The following is a 19054-nucleotide window of genomic DNA, read 5'->3' on the forward strand; positions in this document are numbered from 1 at the left end:
GATGAATAAATTATTTTTTAGAATACTTGTTTTATTGATGAGCTTGTCCTTAATAGGGATAATTCTAGTACAGGTATTTTGGTTCAATTCTTCGTTTAAAAATAACGAAGAACAGTTTAAATACCACGTTACACAAGTAATCGGGAATGTTGCCGATAAACTTGAACAGCAAGAAGAGTACAGTTTTTACGATAAATATAATCGCATTAAAGATAGTACCGGAAAAATTCCAAAAAAAGAAGATTTATTGCAGGTTTTTTATGTTCAGAGAAATGCAAAGACGAATAAAACTATTATTTACTCAAATACATTAACTTCTGAAGATTATGATATTAGCGGTTCGCTTTTTAATAAAAAATTCAGCAGTGAACGATTTAAAAATTTTAGCACAAAAAGAGTAACTGAAGTTTATAACAATAATAACGGTATTGATAATAATAATTTAGGACAGAGTTTAATACCTGATCTAAAGATTGAAAAATCAGGTAGTTTAGATATTCTTAATAAAGTTCAACAGCAAATTCAATATAAAGATATTGCGTCATTAACCCCAATTGATGGCAGAATTACAAAAGATAAACTCTATAAACTCTTAAGGAAAGAATTAGAAGAATACGGCGTTAAAACCAAATTTGAATTTGGAGTTTACAGCAGCGGCGTTCCAACTAAAATAAAGTCGGATGGATTTCATTACGACAAAGAGGCAACGTATAGTATTCCAATTTTTACAGATAACGAAGGAAATAGTAAGTATCAGTTATCAGTTACATTTCCACATAAAAAGAAATTTTTGTTATCTGAATTGTTAAGCATTACGATTTTATCGATCGTTTTTACATTGATTATTATAATAGCATACACAAGTGCATTAAATCAGTTGTTGCGTCAAAAACATATTTCTGAAATCAAAACTGATTTTATAAATAATATGACGCATGAGTTTAAAACTCCAATTGCAACCATAAATTTAGCACTGGATGCAATTCGGAATCCAAAAATTATTGAAGATAAAGAAAAGGTTTATCGTTATCTTCAAATGATTCGGGATGAGAATAAGAGAATGCATGCACAGGTTGAGAATGTATTGCGAATTTCTAAACTTGAAAAACGAGAATTAGATATTACAAAAGAGCCAACTGTAATTACTGAGATAATTGACGATGCAATTGAGCACGTAAATTTAATTTTAGAAGATAGAAAAGGGACTGTTGTAAGACATTATAATGCGGCCAGAACCACTTGTTTGATAAATGAAGTACATTTTACAAACGTATTGGTTAATATTTTAGAAAATGCAATAAAATACTCGCCAGATATTCCTGAAATTGAAATTTTTACAGAGAATGTTAAAGACATGATTCTGATAAAAGTAAAAGACAACGGATTAGGTATGAGTAAAATTGCTCAGAAAAGGGTTTTTGAGAAATTTTACAGAGAACATACAGGAGATTTGCATAACGTAAAAGGACATGGTTTAGGTCTAGCTTATGTAAAAAGAATTGTAGAAGACCACAATGGTCAAGTATATGTTGAAAGTGAAAAAGGAAAAGGTAGCACCTTTATAATAAAAATACCATTAATAAATTAAAATATGGAAAATAATAACAAAAGAATACTTTTAGTAGAAGATGACCTTAATTTTGGGGCAGTTCTTAAAGATTATCTAATGTTAAATGACTTTGAAGTTACTTTAGCTAAAAACGGTATGGAAGGTTTCGAAAAATTCAAAAAAGATGTATATGATTTATGCATTCTGGATGTAATGATGCCTTATAAAGATGGTTACACTTTAGCCAAAGAAATCAGAGAAAAAAACAGTGAAGTGCCTATTATCTTCTTAACAGCAAAATCAATGAAAGAGGATGTGTTAAAAGGATACAAAGCTGGTGCTGACGATTATTTGAATAAGCCTTTTGATTCAGAAGTTTTATTGATGAAAATCAAAGCAATTATTCAAAGAAAATCTGCTGATACAAAAGCAGAACAAGTTCAATTTGAGTTTAATATTGGTAAGTTCCATCTTAATTCTAAACTTAGATTTTTAACTTTTGAAAACGAAGAACCAATAAAATTATCTCCAAAAGAGAATGAATTGCTTAAAATGTTGATTCTTCATGAGAATGACTTAATGCCAAGAGAATTAGCTTTGACTAAGATTTGGAGAGATGACAACTACTTTACTTCAAGAAGTATGGACGTTTACATCGCTAAACTTAGAAAATATCTAAAAGCAGATGAAGATGTTGAAATTTTAAATATCCACGGAGAAGGTTTCAGATTAGTTGTAAAAAGCAAAGTTTCTGAATAATAAATTCACCTAAAAAATATAAGCTCTGAGAAATCAGAGCTTTTTTTATGCTTTAAAATTAGAATTTGTATAGGCAAAAGTTTCAACCATGAGAGACGGATTACGATAATTCATTACGCATCAACGGCTGAAATAGTTAGCAATATCGACAAAAAACTAATTATTTTGTATTGGAGTTAAAGTGTTTATTACCAAAATAATAACTTCGTTTTTATTAAGTATTAAAGAGCGAAAATATTTATTTTAAAGAATTTTCTTTAAAATAAATTTGGAAATTCAAAAAACAATTCTGAATATTTGCAGACGAAAAAATAATTAACCCTTTTAAAAACGAAGAAAAATGTTTGTATTTACATCAACATCACAAAGCTTCACACCAAAAAGATTTGGTGCAGCAATTCTTCGTGGCTTATTTCAATCTTAGAAATACATTTTTAGATATATAAAAAGCCCGAAGACATTTAGTTTCGGGCTTTTTTTATTCTAGACACTTCAAATTTTCCCGAAAGAATAATTTAACAACTATCCGAAAGGATTAAAGATTTCGCATGTTTATTTCAAATTGAACTATTTTAAGTTCAATTTGATTTGAGCTTGTACAACAAATAATTAAATAATTTATGGGAAATAAATTAACTGGAAAAGACCTGATTAAATTAGGTTTTCCAAAGAATAATTCAATAAATATCGCCTTAGGGCAGATAAACAGATATAGAAAAAGAGAGAAAAAAGAATCTATTCTAACAGAAGCAAAAGACGTTTTATTACATCCCGAAAAGTACGAAGGAAATGGAACTTGGGGTAAAGTGGCTGAAGGCTTAATAAACCCAGTTCAAGTAAGAATGCATCAGCTTAAAACAACAAGAGCGCCTTTTACCATTTTTGGTGAAAATGAAATAGATCAACAGGCAAAATTTCAATTGTATGATTCTTTGAAACTGCCAGTTTCAGTTGCTGGAGCATTAATGCCAGATGCACATTCGGGATATGGATTGCCAATTGGCGGTGTTTTAGCAACAGATAATGCTGTAATTCCATACGGAGTTGGAGTTGATATTGGATGTCGAATGAGTCTTTCAATTTTCGATTTGCCAGCTTCTCATTTCAAAGGAAAAGAACATCAATTAGAAGCAATTTTAAAAGATAATACAAAATTTGGGATGTATGAAACGCATGCTTCGAGAGTTGATCATGAAGTGTTTTATAAAAGTGAATTTCAAGACATTCCGTTACTAAAGAATCTTTTGCCAAAAGCCTATAAACAGTTAGGAAGTTCAGGCGGAGGAAACCATTTTGTAGAGTTTGGAATCGCTAAAATTGAAAATCCAGAGAATGAGTGGAAGCTTGATAAAGGCGAGTATTTTGCTGTTCTTTCGCACAGTGGCTCTCGTGGTTTAGGCGCAAATATAGCGAAGCATTACACGTACTTGGCAACAAAACAATGTCCGTTACCTAAAAATGTGCAGCATTTAGCTTGGTTAGATTTAAATACGCACGATGGTCAGGAATATTGGCTGGCGATGAATTTAGCAGGAGAATATGCAAAAGCTTGCCACGATGATATTCACAGGCGAATTGCCAAAGCAATTGGAAAAAGAGTAGTGGTAACGATTGAAAACCACCACAATTTTGCTTGGAAAGAAATGGTAAACGGTCAGGAATGCATTGTGCATAGAAAAGGAGCAACTCCTGCGGCAGAAGGTCAGTTGGGAATTATTCCTGGTTCAATGACTGCGCCCGGCTACATTGTAAAAGGAAAGGGAAATGCAGAGAGTTTAAATTCAGCTTCGCATGGTGCTGGACGTTTGTTTTCAAGAGCGAAATGTAAAAGTACTTTCACGCAAAGCGAAATTAAAAAGGTTTTGAAAGCCAATGATGTAACGTTGATTGGAGGAAATATTGACGAAGCACCAATGGCGTATAAAGACATTACAAAAGTAATGGCTAATCAAAGTGATTTGGTTGAAGTTTTAGGAACTTTTACGCCGAAGATTGTTAGAATGGATCGTTAAAAAGTAGATTATGGAAAGATTTCAAGATGAAAATAAATGGTTAGGGAATTTCTACAATGAGATTTTTGTAAAATGCCCAAAATGTGAATTTAAGGCTGTTGTAAAGAGTATACCTAAGAAAGATTGTGAATGTGGAAAATGCATAACAATGACTTTTGAGTGTAAACATTGCTTTCACAAAATGGATGAGCCTATTTATCAATATGTGGCATATGGGAAAGAGTATTGTAATAATTGTTTTGAAAAATTTGAATATAAGTCTCAACCATTAAAGGAAAAACCGTTAATGTATAAAACCAAATGCCCGCATTGTAATTTTCAAGAGGATTGGAAAACAAAGGTTTATAGAACTCGTAAGGAACCAAAGCATGATGATGGTTTGGTAAAAGAATGTTGGTATAATTTACCACTGTGGTTTCAAAAAGAAGTGGGCGACAATATTTTATGGGCTTACAATCAGGATCATATTGATTATTTAGAAAGATACATTCAAGCTGATTTAAGAGAAAGAAATTCCAAAGTTAACTATTCATCAAGTTTAGTGGCGCGTTTACCACAATTTGTAAAAGCAGCAAAAAACAGAGAAAAACTGCTTAAGATTTTAAGAAAATGGAGAGAATAATTCAAATAACAGCAGGCCGCGGACCTGCTGAATGCACTTGGGTTACTGCCCAAGTGCTTAAAAAAGTTTTGGAAGAAGCACAAGATCAGCAATTAGATGTTGTTTTGCTTCAGCGAGAAACAGGTCAGGAAAATGGAACGGTCGAAACAGCATCAATTGCAGTAAAAGGAATTAATGCAGGTAGTTTCGTGAATTCTTGGGTTGGTACGATTCAGTGGATTGGTCAGAGTCAGTTTAGGAAAATGCACAAACGGAAGAACTGGTTTATTGGGATTTTTGAAATCGAACCGCAAAAAAAAGTATCAGTTTCAGAAAATGATATTCAGTATCAGGCAATGCGCAGTTCTGGAGCAGGAGGTCAGCATGTGAACAAAGTAAGTTCAGCAATTCGTGCAATACATATTCCAACAGGAATTGCAGTTGTGGCAATGGACAGTCGTTCACAGCACCAAAACAAAAAACTGGCAACAGAAAGATTATTAAAAAAATTAGAAGACGAAAATCTAACTCAACTTAAAAATCACGTTGAAAAGCAATGGGGAAATCAGCTGAATATTCAGCGCGGGAATCCTATTAGAGTTTTTACCGGAAGTGATTTTAAGAAGAATAAAATAGAGAAAACTTATAAAGGAACTCGTCAGAAATTAAAAAACTATTTAAGAAATGAAAACAATTGATAAATATCTTTTTCAGGCTTTGGATAACTATCCGTATTCGCTTGAGGAAACCATTGAATCTTTGGATTATGCTTTTTCTTATGATGCAAAAAATACTATGGTTTTGTGTTTGTACGGAAGAATTCAGGCTGAGCAGTTGATGAATTACGAAGATGCAAAATCCTATTTTCAGGAAGCTCTGGCTATTAATATTTATGCGTTTGAAGTTTATCCGCATTATTTGCAGACTTTGATTTTAAATGAAGATTTTGAAGAAGCTCAAAAGTTAATCGATTTTGCTTTAACAATAAAAGGAATTAATAAATCTGATATTTATGCGAAGAAAGCGATTCTTTTTGAAGCGCAGCAGGAATTTGAAAAAGCATTAAAAGAAATTAAAAATGCAAAACTATGCAGTTTACAGTTTGCTTTTGATTCTGATATTAGTGAAGTAGAGAAGAGAATTCAAGGAAAAATAGATTTGTTAAAGAAGAAAAAGAATTCTAAAAAGAATTCTAAAGAGAAATTGAAATGATTTTGATGAAAAAACGATGCATATTGCATCGTTTTTTTTGTTTTTTAGCTAAAGTTTGTCATTTCTCCTCCGTGGAAATGACAATATTGTAGGAAAATAGAGAGGAAAGAAAGCTTATTTATAAACTTGTTTTACTTCCAATGTAATTCCAAAGCAAAACAGGTTTTGTCGCCTTTTGTAATGCTGAATGTTGCTGTTGTATGATCGTCGTCTTCGCTTTCATGAATTACTACATTATCTTTTAATGAAAGTTCTTTCATGAAATTCATTTCAAAGCTTTTTACTTCCTGTTTCATGATTCTTTTTGGGTCAACATGATCAAGGCACCATTCGAGGTATTTTACATTGTTTACGTGATTTACAATGTCTAAATCAGATAAGTAAACTATTTTTTCAAAAACAGCTTCTTTTTCGTGATTGATATTTATTTTAGAAAAACCTTCTGAAGTCGCTCTGTTTTCAGGGAATAATTCGAAATGTTCATAAGGTAACGCCAAAGCTTCCGGACGACGTGCTTGCGTATTGAAAACAGCCCAATACGTTTCGCAGCCTACGATTTTTTTCCCGTTTACATACATTTCTAAAGCACGAACAGAACGTGAGTTCTCCAGACTATTAATCCACGTTTTTACAGTTACAACATCTTGCCATTTTGGTAAAGCGTGAACTTCAACTCGCATTCGGCTTAAAACCCAAGCTTGGTGAAATTCCTGCATATCATAAAAGCTGATTCCTCCAAGTTCAGAGTGTGCGGCAGCGGTTAATTGTAAAATATTGCACAGATCAGTATATTTTAAGAAACCTGTTGGCGTACATTGTGTAAAATTGATTTCCCAGTCTTTACTTAAAACGGATGTAAAATTTGGAGATATTGGCATTTTTTAATTTTAGATTGTTGAGTTTAGATTTTTCTTTCAGAGAATAGAAGAAAGAAGAAAGAGAATAGATTTTAAATTTTTGATTTTTTGAAATATGCTGATATTATTTTAAAACTAATGAAAATAAAACCAAATACAATTATTCCGAAAACTATAAATTCTGTCGTGTTTAAATTTTTAAAATTCGGCTTTTCAATTTTTTCTTTTAATGTCAATGAAAACGTGAAAGTTAAAACCATTGTGCAAAAAAGAAAGAAAATGTTTCCAATTAGTTTTAAAAACTTCATTTTGTCAAAGTATCAATATATATTATAATTTCTTTTCTATCTGTTGCGTAATCAAACCATTTTGTGTTTTCATTTCGTTTGAACCACGTTAATTGTCTTTTCGAGAATCTTCTTGTGTTCTTTTTGATTTCTTCTATTGCAAAAGGCAACGTGAATTCTCCGTCAAAATAACTAAATAATTCTCTATAACCGACCGTTTGAAGCGCATTTAACGCTTTATTAGGATACAATTCTTTGGCTTCTTCTAGCAAACCTTCATTCATCATAATATCAACACGCTGGTTGATTCTGCTGTAAATGATTTCTCTGTCCGCATCTAAACCGATTAAGATAGGAGTGAAGTTTCTATTGTTTTTCTTCTGATTTAGAAATGATGAATAGGGTTTTTGGGCTCCAATACAAACTTCTACAAAACGCATCATTCGCTGTGGATTTTGTAGTGTTTGCGGGTTTTCTATAGTTATTTTTTGATAATATTCTGGATCTAAATTTTTCAGTTGTTCTTGAAGGTATTCAATTCCAAGTTTTTCATAGTTGGAATTTACTTGAGAACGAACTTGAGGATCGATTTCAGGAAATTCATCGAAACCTTTTAAAATGGCATCAACATATAGGCCTGAACCGCCAATAAGAATAACAAAATCATTGGTTTGAAATAGCTCTTCAATTTTGGCTAAAGCTTCTTTTTCGTAATCGCCTACGGTGTAATTTTCGAAAATAGATTTATTTTGGATGAAATGATGTTTAGCCGAATTTAATTCTTGTTGATTAGGAACGGCGGTTCCAATTGTCATTTCTTTGAAAAATTGACGACTGTCACAAGAAACGATTTCGCACTTGAAATGTTGTGCCAAAGCAATGCTTAAGGCTGTTTTGCCTATTGCTGTTGGTCCGACAATGGTAATTAGGTATTTCATATTGTTTTTAGCGCGGATGGAAATAAAAACCCCGGACTTATGTTTGTTCGTTTTTTTTGGATAAAAAAGCGCCTTTAGGAACTCTTTTTATGCCTTTAAAAAACAACAAAGATAAGGAGGAGTTGCAATGTAAAGCCGGATTAGCTTCATAAATTATTGGGTAATGTTTTTCCGCATTGATAACAATATTTTGCGTTGTCAAAATGAACTTGTGTGTTGCATTTTGAACAAGTTGTTTTTGTACTTACTGCGCTGTTTTTTAAACTGCTTTTTGCAAATTCAGCCGTTACGATTCCAGTTGGTACAGCGATTATTCCGTATCCCATTATCATTACAAGTGATGCTAAAAATTGTCCGAGTGGTGTAATTGGTGAAATGTCTCCGTAGCCAACAGTGGTTAAGGTTACAATTGACCAATAAATTCCAACAGGAATGCTGGTAAAACCGCCTTCTTTGCCTTCGACTACATACATAAGCGACCCAATTATTACGGCGCTGATCACAACGAAATAGATGAAAACTAGAATTTTTTCTTTACTGGCATCAAGTGCTTCTTTTAATTGTGCAGATTGATGTGAGATTTGCGGAATATGTAAAATTTTGAATAATCTTAAAAAACGTAAAACCCGCACGATCGTCAATACGTTTGTTGCTGGGAAAAATATCGACAGATACATTGGTAAAATCGCGAGTAAATCTATGATTCCATAAAAACTGAAAATATATTTTACTGGTTTTTGAATGGAAATAATTCTTAAAATGTATTCGATGGTAAAAAAAACAGTTATAATCCACTCACAAATAAGCAATTGATTGTGATATTTTTGGTTGATTCCTTCTACGGTATCAAGCATAACCAAAAGTACGCTGAGAAGTATGAGTCCAAGGAGAACTAAATCGAACATTCGCCCCCAAATGGTATTACTGCCATAAATAATAATTTGGGTTTTTTGTCTGAAAATATCGTATTTTGATTTCATTTTTTTCATATCTTCAAAGATAATGAAAGTTTTTAGTTGTTAAAAATGCAGAATTTTAAGATTCTTATTTTTACGAATATAGTTCTGTATAATATTTTTTACATCTCGATTGTGCTGCATTGGTATTAAAATATTTTTTAGAATTTCGATATTCGTAATTTGATAATTTAGATCGTAATATGCATAACCTTTATAGATTCCATTTTCGATCAAAACAGCACTTCTTTCATTTACATTTCGACCTCTGTCTTTTAAAATCATGCTTTTATTCTCAAAACTATTTTCAGAGATAAACTGCTGCACTCGGGCATTGTAAACTTCTGGGGTAATTTCGCCAATACAAGCTCCATCACACTGCTTTATTTTATATTGAAAACACTCTTTTTTTGTTTGATAAAGTCCTGTCAATTTTTGACATAAATGATATTTTTCTGTAAATCTAAAAAGAGCATTTTTGGCCTCTTGCAGGGTAACAAACGAAGTAATTTCTCGTTTGCGGCCATCGGTTTTTTCAATTTTTAAATTAATATATCCGTTAGAATCTTTCTCAGAATATAGGGCATATTGAAAAATTGTTTTGCGCTGGGCACGATTATATCGAGGTCTGTTTATTTTTATTTCTTCGCTTTCTTTTAAAAGAGCAATTAACTCACTTCCAGTTTCATCGTATGTAATAGTAAAAACTTCGGCTTGAATTTTTTTACTTTTTGTTGTGATTCCTGTAAAATGCTGATTGATTCTTTTTCTAATGTTTTGACTTTTGCCAATGTATATTAAAGTCCCGCTTTCATTGTAAATATAGTATACACCGGTTTTAGCGGGCATTTGGTTTAATAGATCTAGAAATTTTGGTGCAATTCCTTTTTCTACTTCCAGCTTTATAAAATCTTTTACAATTGTTTTTTCTAAGTCTTTTTCTAAAAGCATTTTAAACAGCTTTGTAGTTGCCATTGCGTCTCCGCTGGCGCGATGTCTGTCTGCCATAGGAATTCCGAGAGCACGCACCAGTTTACCTAAACTGTATGAAGGCTGTTCTGGAATTAATTTTTTTGCAAGTTCAACGGTACAAAGTGTTTTTGCTTGAAAGTCGTAACCCAGACGTCTAAATTCTGTGCGTAAAATGCGATAATCAAATGATGCATTGTGAGCGACAATAATACAGTCTGAAGTTATTTCGATGATTCGCTTGGCAACTTCAAAAAATTTTGGAGCTGACTGCAACATAGCGTTATTGATTCCAGTTAATTTAACCACAAATGGCTGAATTGGAATTTCGGGATTAATTAGGCTAATGAATTGATCGACTACTTCATGACCATCAAATTTATAGATGGCAATTTCAGTAATTCCTTCTTCATTAAACTGGCCTCCGGTAGTTTCTATGTCTAGTATTGCGTACATTCTTAGATGTCAATGGTCAATGAATAAAAATGAATATCAAATAATTTGTTTTTTTATCCTTTAAGAAGGACTTTAAAAATGGTTAATTTATTTACTTCAGTATTCTCTTTAATTAGAGAATATCTTCATTTTTATATTCTTGAATTATAATATATTTTCAGGTTTCAAGATAGAAAATAGTACTTGAAAAACCATTCTTTTTTTTAAAATTATTGTAAGTTTAAAATTGAAACTCGAATTTAAACTAAATTAAAGTCACAATTTTGTCAACGCTCCAAGCTTCTGGTTTGGCATTGAATAGTTTTTTTGTAAAACTCCAAACACTGCTAAAAAGTTCAGATTGTCGATAATTTTCTAAATCGCTTTCGGTTTCCCAATAACTATAGGTGAAAAAGATGCATTTATCGTTTTTATCTTGATACAATTCTAAAAAACGATTTCCTTCTGCATTGCGTATTTTGTCTTTAACAGATTCAAAATTCTCTAGAAAATCAGAGATTTTATCTTCGTGAAAACTCATTTTTACAATTCTGACAAACATGTATTCAATTTTTAGATTGTTGTTTTTTAGATTTATTGAAAATCTGAAAGCTTATAGGTGGGCAAAAGTACCAAAAGGGATTGTTCTTTTTGAGAAAAAGTAAAATATTATAAAATCATAGTTTTTTACAATATTCTCATTTCTGATAAAAAACAGCAAAAGTCTTCTCGTAAATTGGCTTAATCAGCAAAATCTTTGTGCAATTTAATTTAAAATCAAGAAAACACAATAGTAATTACATCGCGATAATTCAATCCTAATAAACTATTTGCAGAACCTACTTTTGATGGATTGCTTCTAAAAATAGCTATTTCGAGAAATCCTGCTTCATTAAAAATAGCTAGTTTCTCGCCCTCATAGGTTTTAATAGGATATTTGTCTGAAGTTGCAATATCTGAATAATTGGGCAGGATTGTTTTGATACTTTTGGGTTTCATGACGATCTCGTATGGACGTCCTCGTGAAACTTCTAAAAATTGTTTTTTAGAGATATTGGTAACGACGTTTCCAAAATGATCGATATAAATAACATATCCTTTCAATGTATTTCCATCGGCAGAAACAATTGCCTGTAATTCGGTTACTTCCTTAACAGCGGGGATTTCTTTACCAATAACGTTTAGTAATCCGCCTTTTGCAATGTGGCAGGCAACTTGTATAAAAATGTCTAAATCGCTGGATTCAACAGGAAAACGATCGTGAATATTAATAGCTACAATTTTCTGCGGAACGATTTTTTGCGTAAGCATGCTTAAAATTCCATTATCTGCACAGATAAAGAAATGATCGTTCCATTGCATGGCTATATGCTGGTTTTCTTTGTTGCGTTCGATATCAACACCAATCAAGTGAACAGTGCCTTTTGGAAAGCTTAAATACGATGCACCAATTATATAACTTGCTTCGGCAGTGTTAAATGGATCAATATCGTGCGAAATGTCAATGATTTTTGCCTCAGAAAGCTCTGAAAGAATTTTACCCTTCAGCGAACCAACAAAGTGGTCTTTTAAGCCGTAATCAGTAGTAAGGGTAATTATTGACATCATTTTGTTTATAACTATTGGTAGTATTTAAATCTAATTTTCATTAAATTTGAGAAATGCAAATCTAAGAATAGTAAAAACAAATTGAAAGAAAGAAAAGACAAATTGTAATAAAATATATAGAGTCTCAATTTTCAGTTTCAGTTTTCAGTCTTTTAACAAAAAGTTATTTTAATTGGTATTTAAAAGTACAGATGCTGCTGAAAACCATAACATAAAAAAATACCCGACAGCAATAGATTTACAAAACAAATTTATTTTTAATTTAAATTTATCTCCTTTGAACGAAAGAATTATCGAGCTAATAGACATCGCTCCAAAAGACTTTTGGGGCGCGCAGGATTCTCATCTTGAAATTATTAAAAAGTACTACCCAAAGCTTAAAATCGTAGCGCGAGGGACCACTTTGAAAGCCTTTGGCGAAAAAGAAGTTTTAGATGAATTCGAAAAGAGATTTCAGAGGCTTATGCTTCATTTTACCAGATACAACAACATTGATGATAATGTAATTGAACGTGTAATTATGAGTGATGGTCAGGATGAAAAAAAAGCATACGATCATGACAAAATATTAGTTCACGGAGTTGGCGGTAAAATAATCAAAGCCATGACGCCAAATCAGCAATTGCTGGTGGATACGATCAAAAAAAATGATATGGTTTTTGCCATTGGTCCAGCAGGAACAGGTAAAACATATACGGGTGTTGCAATGGCGGTAAAAGCGCTTAAAGACAAAGAAGTAAAAAGGATAATTTTGACTCGTCCGGCGGTAGAAGCAGGTGAAAATCTTGGTTTTTTACCCGGCGATATGAAAGAAAAACTAGATCCTTACATGCAGCCGCTTTATGATGCTTTGCGCGATATGTTACCCAATGAAAAGCTCGAAGATTATATTTTAAAAGGAATTATTCAGATTGCGCCTTTAGCTTTTATGCGAGGACGAACGCTTGATAATGCCTTTGTAATTCTAGACGAGGCACAGAATACGACCCACTCACAAATGAAGATGTTTTTGACCCGTATGGGGAAAAACGCTAAGTTTATGATTACGGGAGACCCTGGGCAGGTCGATTTACCGAGACGCACTATTTCTGGGCTTAAAGAAGCGATTTTGGTTCTGAAAGATATTGACGGAATAGGAATTATCTACTTGGATGATAAAGATATCGTTCGCCATAGATTAGTGAAAAAGGTAATCGACGCTTACAAACAAATAGAAAATCACGATTAAGTTTAATTTTATAAAATGTTAAATGTAAATCGTAAAGTGTGTTTTAATATTTATTGATATTCGTTTTGTGCTTATTTCTTTTTGATAGGTGCAAAACGAATATTTTTTTGAATCATTGACAAATTAAAAAAGATGCATCAGTTTATAAAAAAATGGAAAGTAAAATTATTTTAATTCTCGGTTTGTTATTTTTTTCATTTAAGTTTTATGCTCAAAAAAGAGAAAATAATAGTTCGAGAAAAAACAAAAATAAATTAACTGGAAAAGAGATTGTTTTAGAATTAGATAAATTAAACTTTTTTGATTTAACTGATAAGACAGACTTGAAAGTGACCAAAGATGATTTTAAAAGATCTTACGATGAACTGAGTTTTTTTGAAGGTTTTATGAGGGAAGATTTGAGCTTTACAGATAATAGATTTTATTTTATTGATTCAGAAACATTATTTGAAGGCGGAGGTTTAACAGGATATTTAGGAACTATAAAACCTTTATTTGATAAACTGAATCTAAAGCTTTCTTTCTCGGACGAAAATGATAATCAAACAGAAGAACATTGGACGCACAAAATAAAGCTTAATGGAAAAGAGTACACTGCTTTTGATAACGATTTTGGTGATTATGATTGGGGAATTGCATATTTAAATTTTATTGAAATGTTAAATGACCAATTAAAATTGCAAAATAGTAATGAACAATTTTATCCTATTAGTTCTGGTAATGACGGACGAATAGTCTTGTTAACTAAAGAGCAATTTGATTTTGTTACATTAAATTACCCAAATAATAATGAGCGTCCTAAAACTATAGATAATTGGAAAAAGGAGCTTGAATTTAAAAAATGAAACAACTAGATGATTTCTATCTAAACCAAGAAGAACCCATAAAAGGGACATTTCTTGCATTAAAAGAAATCATCTTAAAACAAGACAAAGACATTACGCACGTTCTAAAATACGGAATGCCTTTTTTCTGTTATAAAGGAAAAATGTTCTGCTATTTATGGAAGCATAAAAAGAATAACCAACCTTATATTGGAATTGTAGAAGGAAAACATTTTGATGAACCATTTTTGCTCCAAGAAAAAAGATCAAGAATGAAAATTATGATACTTAATTCTGATGAAGATCTGCCTTTAGAACAGATTGAATCAATAATTCAAAAAGCTATAAACTTATATAAATCTGGAATTATTAAAGTTTAGAGTTTATAAATGAATTTAATATTCCTAGACAGCCTAAATTTGTAGAATATAATTCAGTTTTTAAAAGTTAAAATAGGTTTGATTTTTATGTGTTAATAGTAAGAAATTAAATGAGTGAATATAAAAGTTAGAATAAAAATTGATTTTGCTATAGTTTTTTAGATCAAAGATTAGCTTTCAATTTCTTAGCCCAGTCAGTTATTTCTTTTTGCTGTTTTATAGTTAATTTAGCGTTCGCATGAATTAATGTGTATGAATAAAGAGGCATATTTTTTTTCTCAATTTCTTTAATTATTTCGCTAAGTTTTTTCTGTTTTCTTTCTAAAGAGTAAGTATTAAACTCATCAAAGTTTAACTCTTTTTTTCCATCAACAATATGTTTGTTTAGCCACCATGCCAAAGGTTGTATATTATTGTACCAAGGATAATGGGTATTATTAGAATGACAGTCATAGCAACTGGTTTTTAAAAGCAAATTTACGTTTTCGGGATTTTTATACTGTTTTTCAATAGCATTATCATTATAGCTTGGTTGTTCTGAAGTGTTTTTTTCTGGACGAAAAAACTGAATCAATACTAAGATTATAGCTATTAAAAGGGCTGATTTTTTCATTGTTTTTTATTTTTAGATTGTAGTTTTTATTCGACATTGTTGATCATGCAATTTTTTGTCACAGGATTATAATCATTTTAATAAAATGACCAGATTAGGATTGATAATGATAGAGTTTTATCTTTTTTTGATATTGTTTTAAAGCAACATCATGAGGAAGAAATAAGTTTGCTAAGAGTATTTAAAATGCCTCAATCAGGTATGGAAATTTTTTTCTCTCATAAAATTAAGCTTTTAGAAAAGACGAAAAATATTTATTTAATAAAAACAGGCAGTTTTTATTTGGTGTATTTAAAAATTATAGCATTAAATCTGTTATTAATTAAATATCGGATGGGCTTGATCTGATTAATTACTCAAACTTTGTTCAGTTGGGCTTAAAGCCGTAAATTTGCACATCATAAATATTTGATTATTAATATGGCAAATCTTAAAAATATAAAAGTTGTAGTAAGTGATTTAGATGGAACTTTACTCAATCCTCAACACCGAATTTCAGATTATACAAAATCAATTTTTCAAGAACTTCACAACCAAAATTATCTTATTGTAGTTGCTACAGGCCGTCATCATCTTGATGCAATGGCAATCATTGAAACTCTTGAAGTTCCTGTTTATTTAGTAAGTTCAAATGGAGCCAGAATACATTCGCCAGAAAAGCAAGAACTTTTTGCTTTTGATTTAGAAAGCGATGTAGTTAAAGCAGCCTTAAATGTTGAAATCGACCCTGAAATTACAGTAGTTTTATTCAAAGAAAATGTTTGGCAGACCAATAGAGTAAATGAAAGACTTAATGCTTTTCAGGCTGAATTGAAATATCGCCCTGAATTAGTTGATTATAAAACTCTTGAAGATTTTAGTGCTATTAAAATTTTCTTTTCATGTGACAATCACGAAAAATTAGTGGCATTAAAAGACGCTGTTTTAGCTAATTCTTCAGACAATCTGCATCATGCCTTTAGTTTGCCTACTTGCTTAGAGTTTATGGATAAATCCGTAGATAAAGCTGTTGCAATCGAAAAAGTTTTAGAAAAAGAAGGTTTTACTTTAGATCAAGCAGTTGCATTTGGTGATGGTTTTAACGACGTGCAAATGTTAGCTGCAGCCGGAAAAGGATTAATTATGGGGAATGCTCCAGCTTTATTAAAAGAAACATTGCCTGATTTAGAAGTGATAACTGCAAATGCTGAAGATGGTGTGGCGAAATATATTGCTTCAAAAATATTGAATAGAGAATTTGCAGCAAACGAAGTATAAGTATTAAAATAGATATACAAAGTTTAGGATTTTAAATTTTAGACTTTTGATAAAAATAAGATCCTTGAAGGTAATTCTTCAAGGATTTTTTTGTTAAATGAATATTATATAGAGAATTTTGCAAGGAAATTACAAAAATGTTTTTTTAGTAATTTTCAACGTGTATTTTTGTTTTCTCATAAAAACTAATACCATGACAAAAAACATTTTTATTGCTGCCTTTCTAATTTTTTCAGTAAAAGGATATAACCAAACATTGAAATTAGAGGAAATAATGAAAGGCGAATCTTTTATAGGAAATCAACCCACAAACGGACGCTGGTCTTTAGATAGCAAAAAAGTTTATTTTGATTGGAATCCGACTAATGATTTGGGCGCAAGTACTTATTCCTGGCAAAAAGGAGCTGCAAAGCCTGTTTTGGTTGAACCAAAGGAAGCTGCTTTTTCTAAACTTGATTTTAAAAGAAAACCGGGATCAGATTTAGTTTATTATTTAGATAATGGAAGATTGTTTTCGTACTCTGTTGCTTCAAAAACAACAAAAAAAATCTATCAGCAAAGTACACCAATTTCAAATCTTGAATTAGGCAGCGAATCTGGAATAGTATTTTTTGAACAAAATGATAATATTTTTAAATACAATGCAAAAGAGGGAAGTGTTTTGCAAATTACCAATTTTAATAAAGGCGAGAAAAAAAGTAAAACACCTGAGAAGGATTCATTCTTAAAAGTACAACAAAAAGAATTATTTCAGTTTATTAGAGACGCTGAAGCAAAAAAACAATGGAATCTAGCCAAAAGTAAAGCTGTTAAATCTGATTTTGCTAAAGAATATTTTTATGGAAAGGATAGTTTTTATAATCTAAAAGCAAATCCAAACGGGAATTTTGCAACATTTTGTTTAGCAGAAGAAGCAGTTGTCAAAAAAGAAAAAATGGAAGTTTTTATAACTAGTGATGGTTATAATCAATCACCTGAAACAAAAGAAAAAGTATCTACGGCAAATTTTGTTAAAACAAAATTCGGAATTTATTCTGTTGCTAAGGATTCAGTTTATTTTGTCGATTTTTCAAAATTGAGCCACATTCAAGATGTTCCTAAATATTATGAATCGTACGATAACTTGAAAAACAAAGCAAAAGAGGATAAGTTAATTGTAGCTCAGGCTCCAGTTTACAACGAAAATGGTTCAATTGCAATTGTTGAAATCAGAAGCCAAGATAACAAAGATAGATGGTTGGTGAGTTTAAATCTTGAGAATGGGACATTTAAAGAAATTGAGCATCAGCATGACGAAGCTTGGATTGCGGGACCAGGAATACCATCTTATTCTTTTGATTCTGGAATTCTAGGTTTCTTAGCAGATAATGAAACGCTGTATTTCCAATCTGAAGTAACAGGATATTCACATTTATATACTTATAATTTTAAATCGAATAAAAAAACACAGCTTACAAGCGGCAATTGGGAAGTTCGCAATGTGACGCTGTCTAACGATAAAAAAACATTCTATTTAACAACTAATACTACACATCCAGGAAACAGGAATTATTATAAACTAGCTGCTTCTGGAGGCGCTTTAGAACCTGTTTTAACAAAAGATGGAGCGCATGAAGTAGTAGTTTCACCAGATGAAAAAACGCTGTTAGTACGTTATTCATATAAAAATATTCCATGGGATTTATACATAGCTGAGAATAGAAAAAATACTACACTGCAACAGATTACTTCTTCGGCTTCTGAAAGTTTCAAAAATTACAAATGGAGAGAGCCTGAAGTTATAACATTTAAAGCACAAGATGGAACTCCTGTATATGCTAGATTGTATACGCCAAAAACGGAAACTTCGAATAAAGCTGCAGTTATTTTTGTTCATGGTGCAGGATATTTGCAAAACGCTCATAATTATTGGAGTAATTACTATAGAGAGTATATGTTTCATAATATGCTGACTGATTTAGGTTATACTGTTCTAGATATTGATTATAGAGGAAGTGATGGTTATGGAAGGGATTTTAGAACTGGTATCTATCGTTTTATGGGCGGAAAAGATTTGACTGATCAATTGGATGGTAAAAAATATTTGGTTGAGAAGTACGGAATTGATGCTGATAGAGTTGGTATTTATGGAGGGTCTTATGGAGGTTTTATTACTTTAATGGGAATGCTTACTACTCCTGGCGAATTTGCTTCGGGCGCAGCTTTACGTTCGGTTACAGATTGGGCACATTACAATCACGGATATACGGGTAATATTTTGAATTTTCCAGAAACAGATCCAATTGCTTACAAAAAAAGCTCTCCTATTTATTTTGCAGATAATTTAAAAGGAAACTTAGTGATGCTTCACGGAATGGTTGACGATAATGTAGAGTACAAAGATATTGTTCGTTTATCACAACGTTTTATAGAGTTGGAGAAAAAGAATTGGACACTAGCTTCTTTCCCTGTTGAAGCACACGGATTTAAGGAAACTTATTCTTGGATAGATGAGTACAGCAGAATTCTGAATTTATTTAATTCGACTTTGCTGAAGAAATAAGTTAGCGATGCAGCTTTATAATTTAAG

Annotated in this window: 18 protein-coding genes; 11 read left to right on the forward strand and 7 right to left on the reverse strand. The window is 31.5% G+C overall.

Annotated elements, in window-relative coordinates; translation table 11 throughout:
- Position 1 precedes the first annotated feature (1 nt).
- The 6 genes from ACHRVL_RS22575 (at position 2) to ACHRVL_RS22600 (ending at position 6133) form a co-directional block, all read left to right on the forward strand.
- Positions 2-1588, forward strand: a complete 1587-nt coding sequence (locus ACHRVL_RS22575) for a sensor histidine kinase KdpD (RefSeq protein WP_089055961.1) — start codon at positions 2-4, stop codon at positions 1586-1588.
- A 3-nt stretch (positions 1589-1591) separates the two neighbouring features.
- Positions 1592-2308, forward strand: a complete 717-nt coding sequence (locus ACHRVL_RS22580) for a response regulator transcription factor (RefSeq protein ID WP_071637402.1) — start codon at positions 1592-1594, stop codon at positions 2306-2308.
- Positions 2309-2928: 620 nt separating this feature from the next.
- Complete coding sequence (locus ACHRVL_RS22585) at positions 2929-4320, forward strand: RtcB family protein (RefSeq protein WP_395415528.1); 1392 nt, start codon at positions 2929-2931, stop codon at positions 4318-4320.
- Positions 4321-4330: 10 nt separating this feature from the next.
- A complete protein-coding gene (locus ACHRVL_RS22590) occupies positions 4331-4942 on the forward strand; it encodes a hypothetical protein (RefSeq protein WP_395415529.1) in 612 nt (203 codons plus the stop codon).
- Positions 4930-5619, forward strand: a complete 690-nt coding sequence (gene prfH, locus ACHRVL_RS22595; RefSeq protein WP_395415530.1) for a peptide chain release factor H — start codon at positions 4930-4932, stop codon at positions 5617-5619. Before ACHRVL_RS22590 ends, prfH begins: the two co-directional genes overlap by 13 nt.
- Positions 5606-6133, forward strand: a complete 528-nt coding sequence (locus ACHRVL_RS22600; protein WP_395415531.1) for a hypothetical protein — start codon at positions 5606-5608, stop codon at positions 6131-6133. Before prfH ends, ACHRVL_RS22600 begins: the two co-directional genes overlap by 14 nt.
- Before the next feature lie 131 nt (positions 6134-6264).
- On the opposite strand, the gene ACHRVL_RS22605 is transcribed toward ACHRVL_RS22600, so the two are convergent.
- From ACHRVL_RS22605 to ACHRVL_RS22630, 6 genes are all read right to left on the reverse strand, one after another.
- Positions 6265-7011, reverse strand: coding sequence for an acyl-[acyl-carrier-protein] thioesterase (locus ACHRVL_RS22605; protein WP_395415532.1), 747 nt, complete (start codon positions 7009-7011; stop codon positions 6265-6267).
- A 283-nt stretch (positions 7012-7294) separates the two neighbouring features.
- Entirely contained in the window at positions 7295-8215 is a 921-nt protein-coding gene (miaA, locus tag ACHRVL_RS22610; RefSeq protein ID WP_395415533.1) for a tRNA (adenosine(37)-N6)-dimethylallyltransferase MiaA, read from the reverse strand.
- A gap of 146 nt (positions 8216-8361) precedes the next feature.
- Positions 8362-9204, reverse strand: coding sequence for an ion transporter (locus tag ACHRVL_RS22615; protein WP_395415534.1), 843 nt, complete (start codon positions 9202-9204; stop codon positions 8362-8364).
- Between the two features lie 30 nt (positions 9205-9234).
- Positions 9235-10596, reverse strand: a complete 1362-nt coding sequence (locus ACHRVL_RS22620; protein ID WP_129024309.1) for an exonuclease domain-containing protein — start codon at positions 10594-10596, stop codon at positions 9235-9237.
- A 244-nt stretch (positions 10597-10840) separates the two neighbouring features.
- Entirely contained in the window at positions 10841-11137 is a 297-nt protein-coding gene (locus ACHRVL_RS22625) for a putative quinol monooxygenase (protein ID WP_129024308.1), read from the reverse strand.
- A 215-nt stretch (positions 11138-11352) separates the two neighbouring features.
- Positions 11353-12180, reverse strand: coding sequence for an S-adenosyl-l-methionine hydroxide adenosyltransferase family protein (locus tag ACHRVL_RS22630; protein WP_395415549.1), 828 nt, complete (start codon positions 12178-12180; stop codon positions 11353-11355).
- A gap of 280 nt (positions 12181-12460) precedes the next feature.
- On the opposite strand from ACHRVL_RS22630, the gene ACHRVL_RS22635 reads away from it, so the two are divergent.
- The 3 genes from ACHRVL_RS22635 (at position 12461) to ACHRVL_RS22645 (ending at position 14615) form a co-directional block, all read left to right on the forward strand.
- Complete coding sequence (locus ACHRVL_RS22635) at positions 12461-13411, forward strand: PhoH family protein (RefSeq protein ID WP_089055972.1); 951 nt, start codon at positions 12461-12463, stop codon at positions 13409-13411.
- A gap of 152 nt (positions 13412-13563) precedes the next feature.
- Complete coding sequence (locus ACHRVL_RS22640; protein WP_395415535.1) at positions 13564-14256, forward strand: hypothetical protein; 693 nt, start codon at positions 13564-13566, stop codon at positions 14254-14256.
- Positions 14253-14615, forward strand: coding sequence for a DUF1801 domain-containing protein (locus ACHRVL_RS22645; RefSeq protein WP_395415536.1), 363 nt, complete (start codon positions 14253-14255; stop codon positions 14613-14615). Before ACHRVL_RS22640 ends, ACHRVL_RS22645 begins: the two co-directional genes overlap by 4 nt.
- Positions 14616-14778: 163 nt before the next feature.
- On the opposite strand, the gene ACHRVL_RS22650 is transcribed toward ACHRVL_RS22645, so the two are convergent.
- Positions 14779-15228, reverse strand: coding sequence for a heme-binding domain-containing protein (locus tag ACHRVL_RS22650; RefSeq protein ID WP_395415537.1), 450 nt, complete (start codon positions 15226-15228; stop codon positions 14779-14781).
- 420 nt (positions 15229-15648) lie between these two features.
- Between ACHRVL_RS22650 and ACHRVL_RS22655 the strand changes: the two genes are divergently transcribed.
- Entirely contained in the window at positions 15649-16485 is an 837-nt protein-coding gene (locus ACHRVL_RS22655) for a Cof-type HAD-IIB family hydrolase (RefSeq protein ID WP_395415538.1), read from the forward strand.
- A gap of 193 nt (positions 16486-16678) precedes the next feature.
- Positions 16679-19027 carry a prolyl oligopeptidase family serine peptidase gene (locus ACHRVL_RS22660; RefSeq protein WP_395415539.1) on the forward strand — a complete coding sequence of 783 codons (2349 nt, stop codon included), beginning with the start codon at positions 16679-16681 and terminating at the stop codon, positions 19025-19027.
- The last annotated feature ends 27 nt before the right edge of the window (positions 19028-19054 follow it).

Origin of the sequence: Flavobacterium sp. FlaQc-28, from assembly GCF_044007415.1 — a bacterium.
GTDB lineage: Bacteria > Bacteroidota > Bacteroidia > Flavobacteriales > Flavobacteriaceae > Flavobacterium.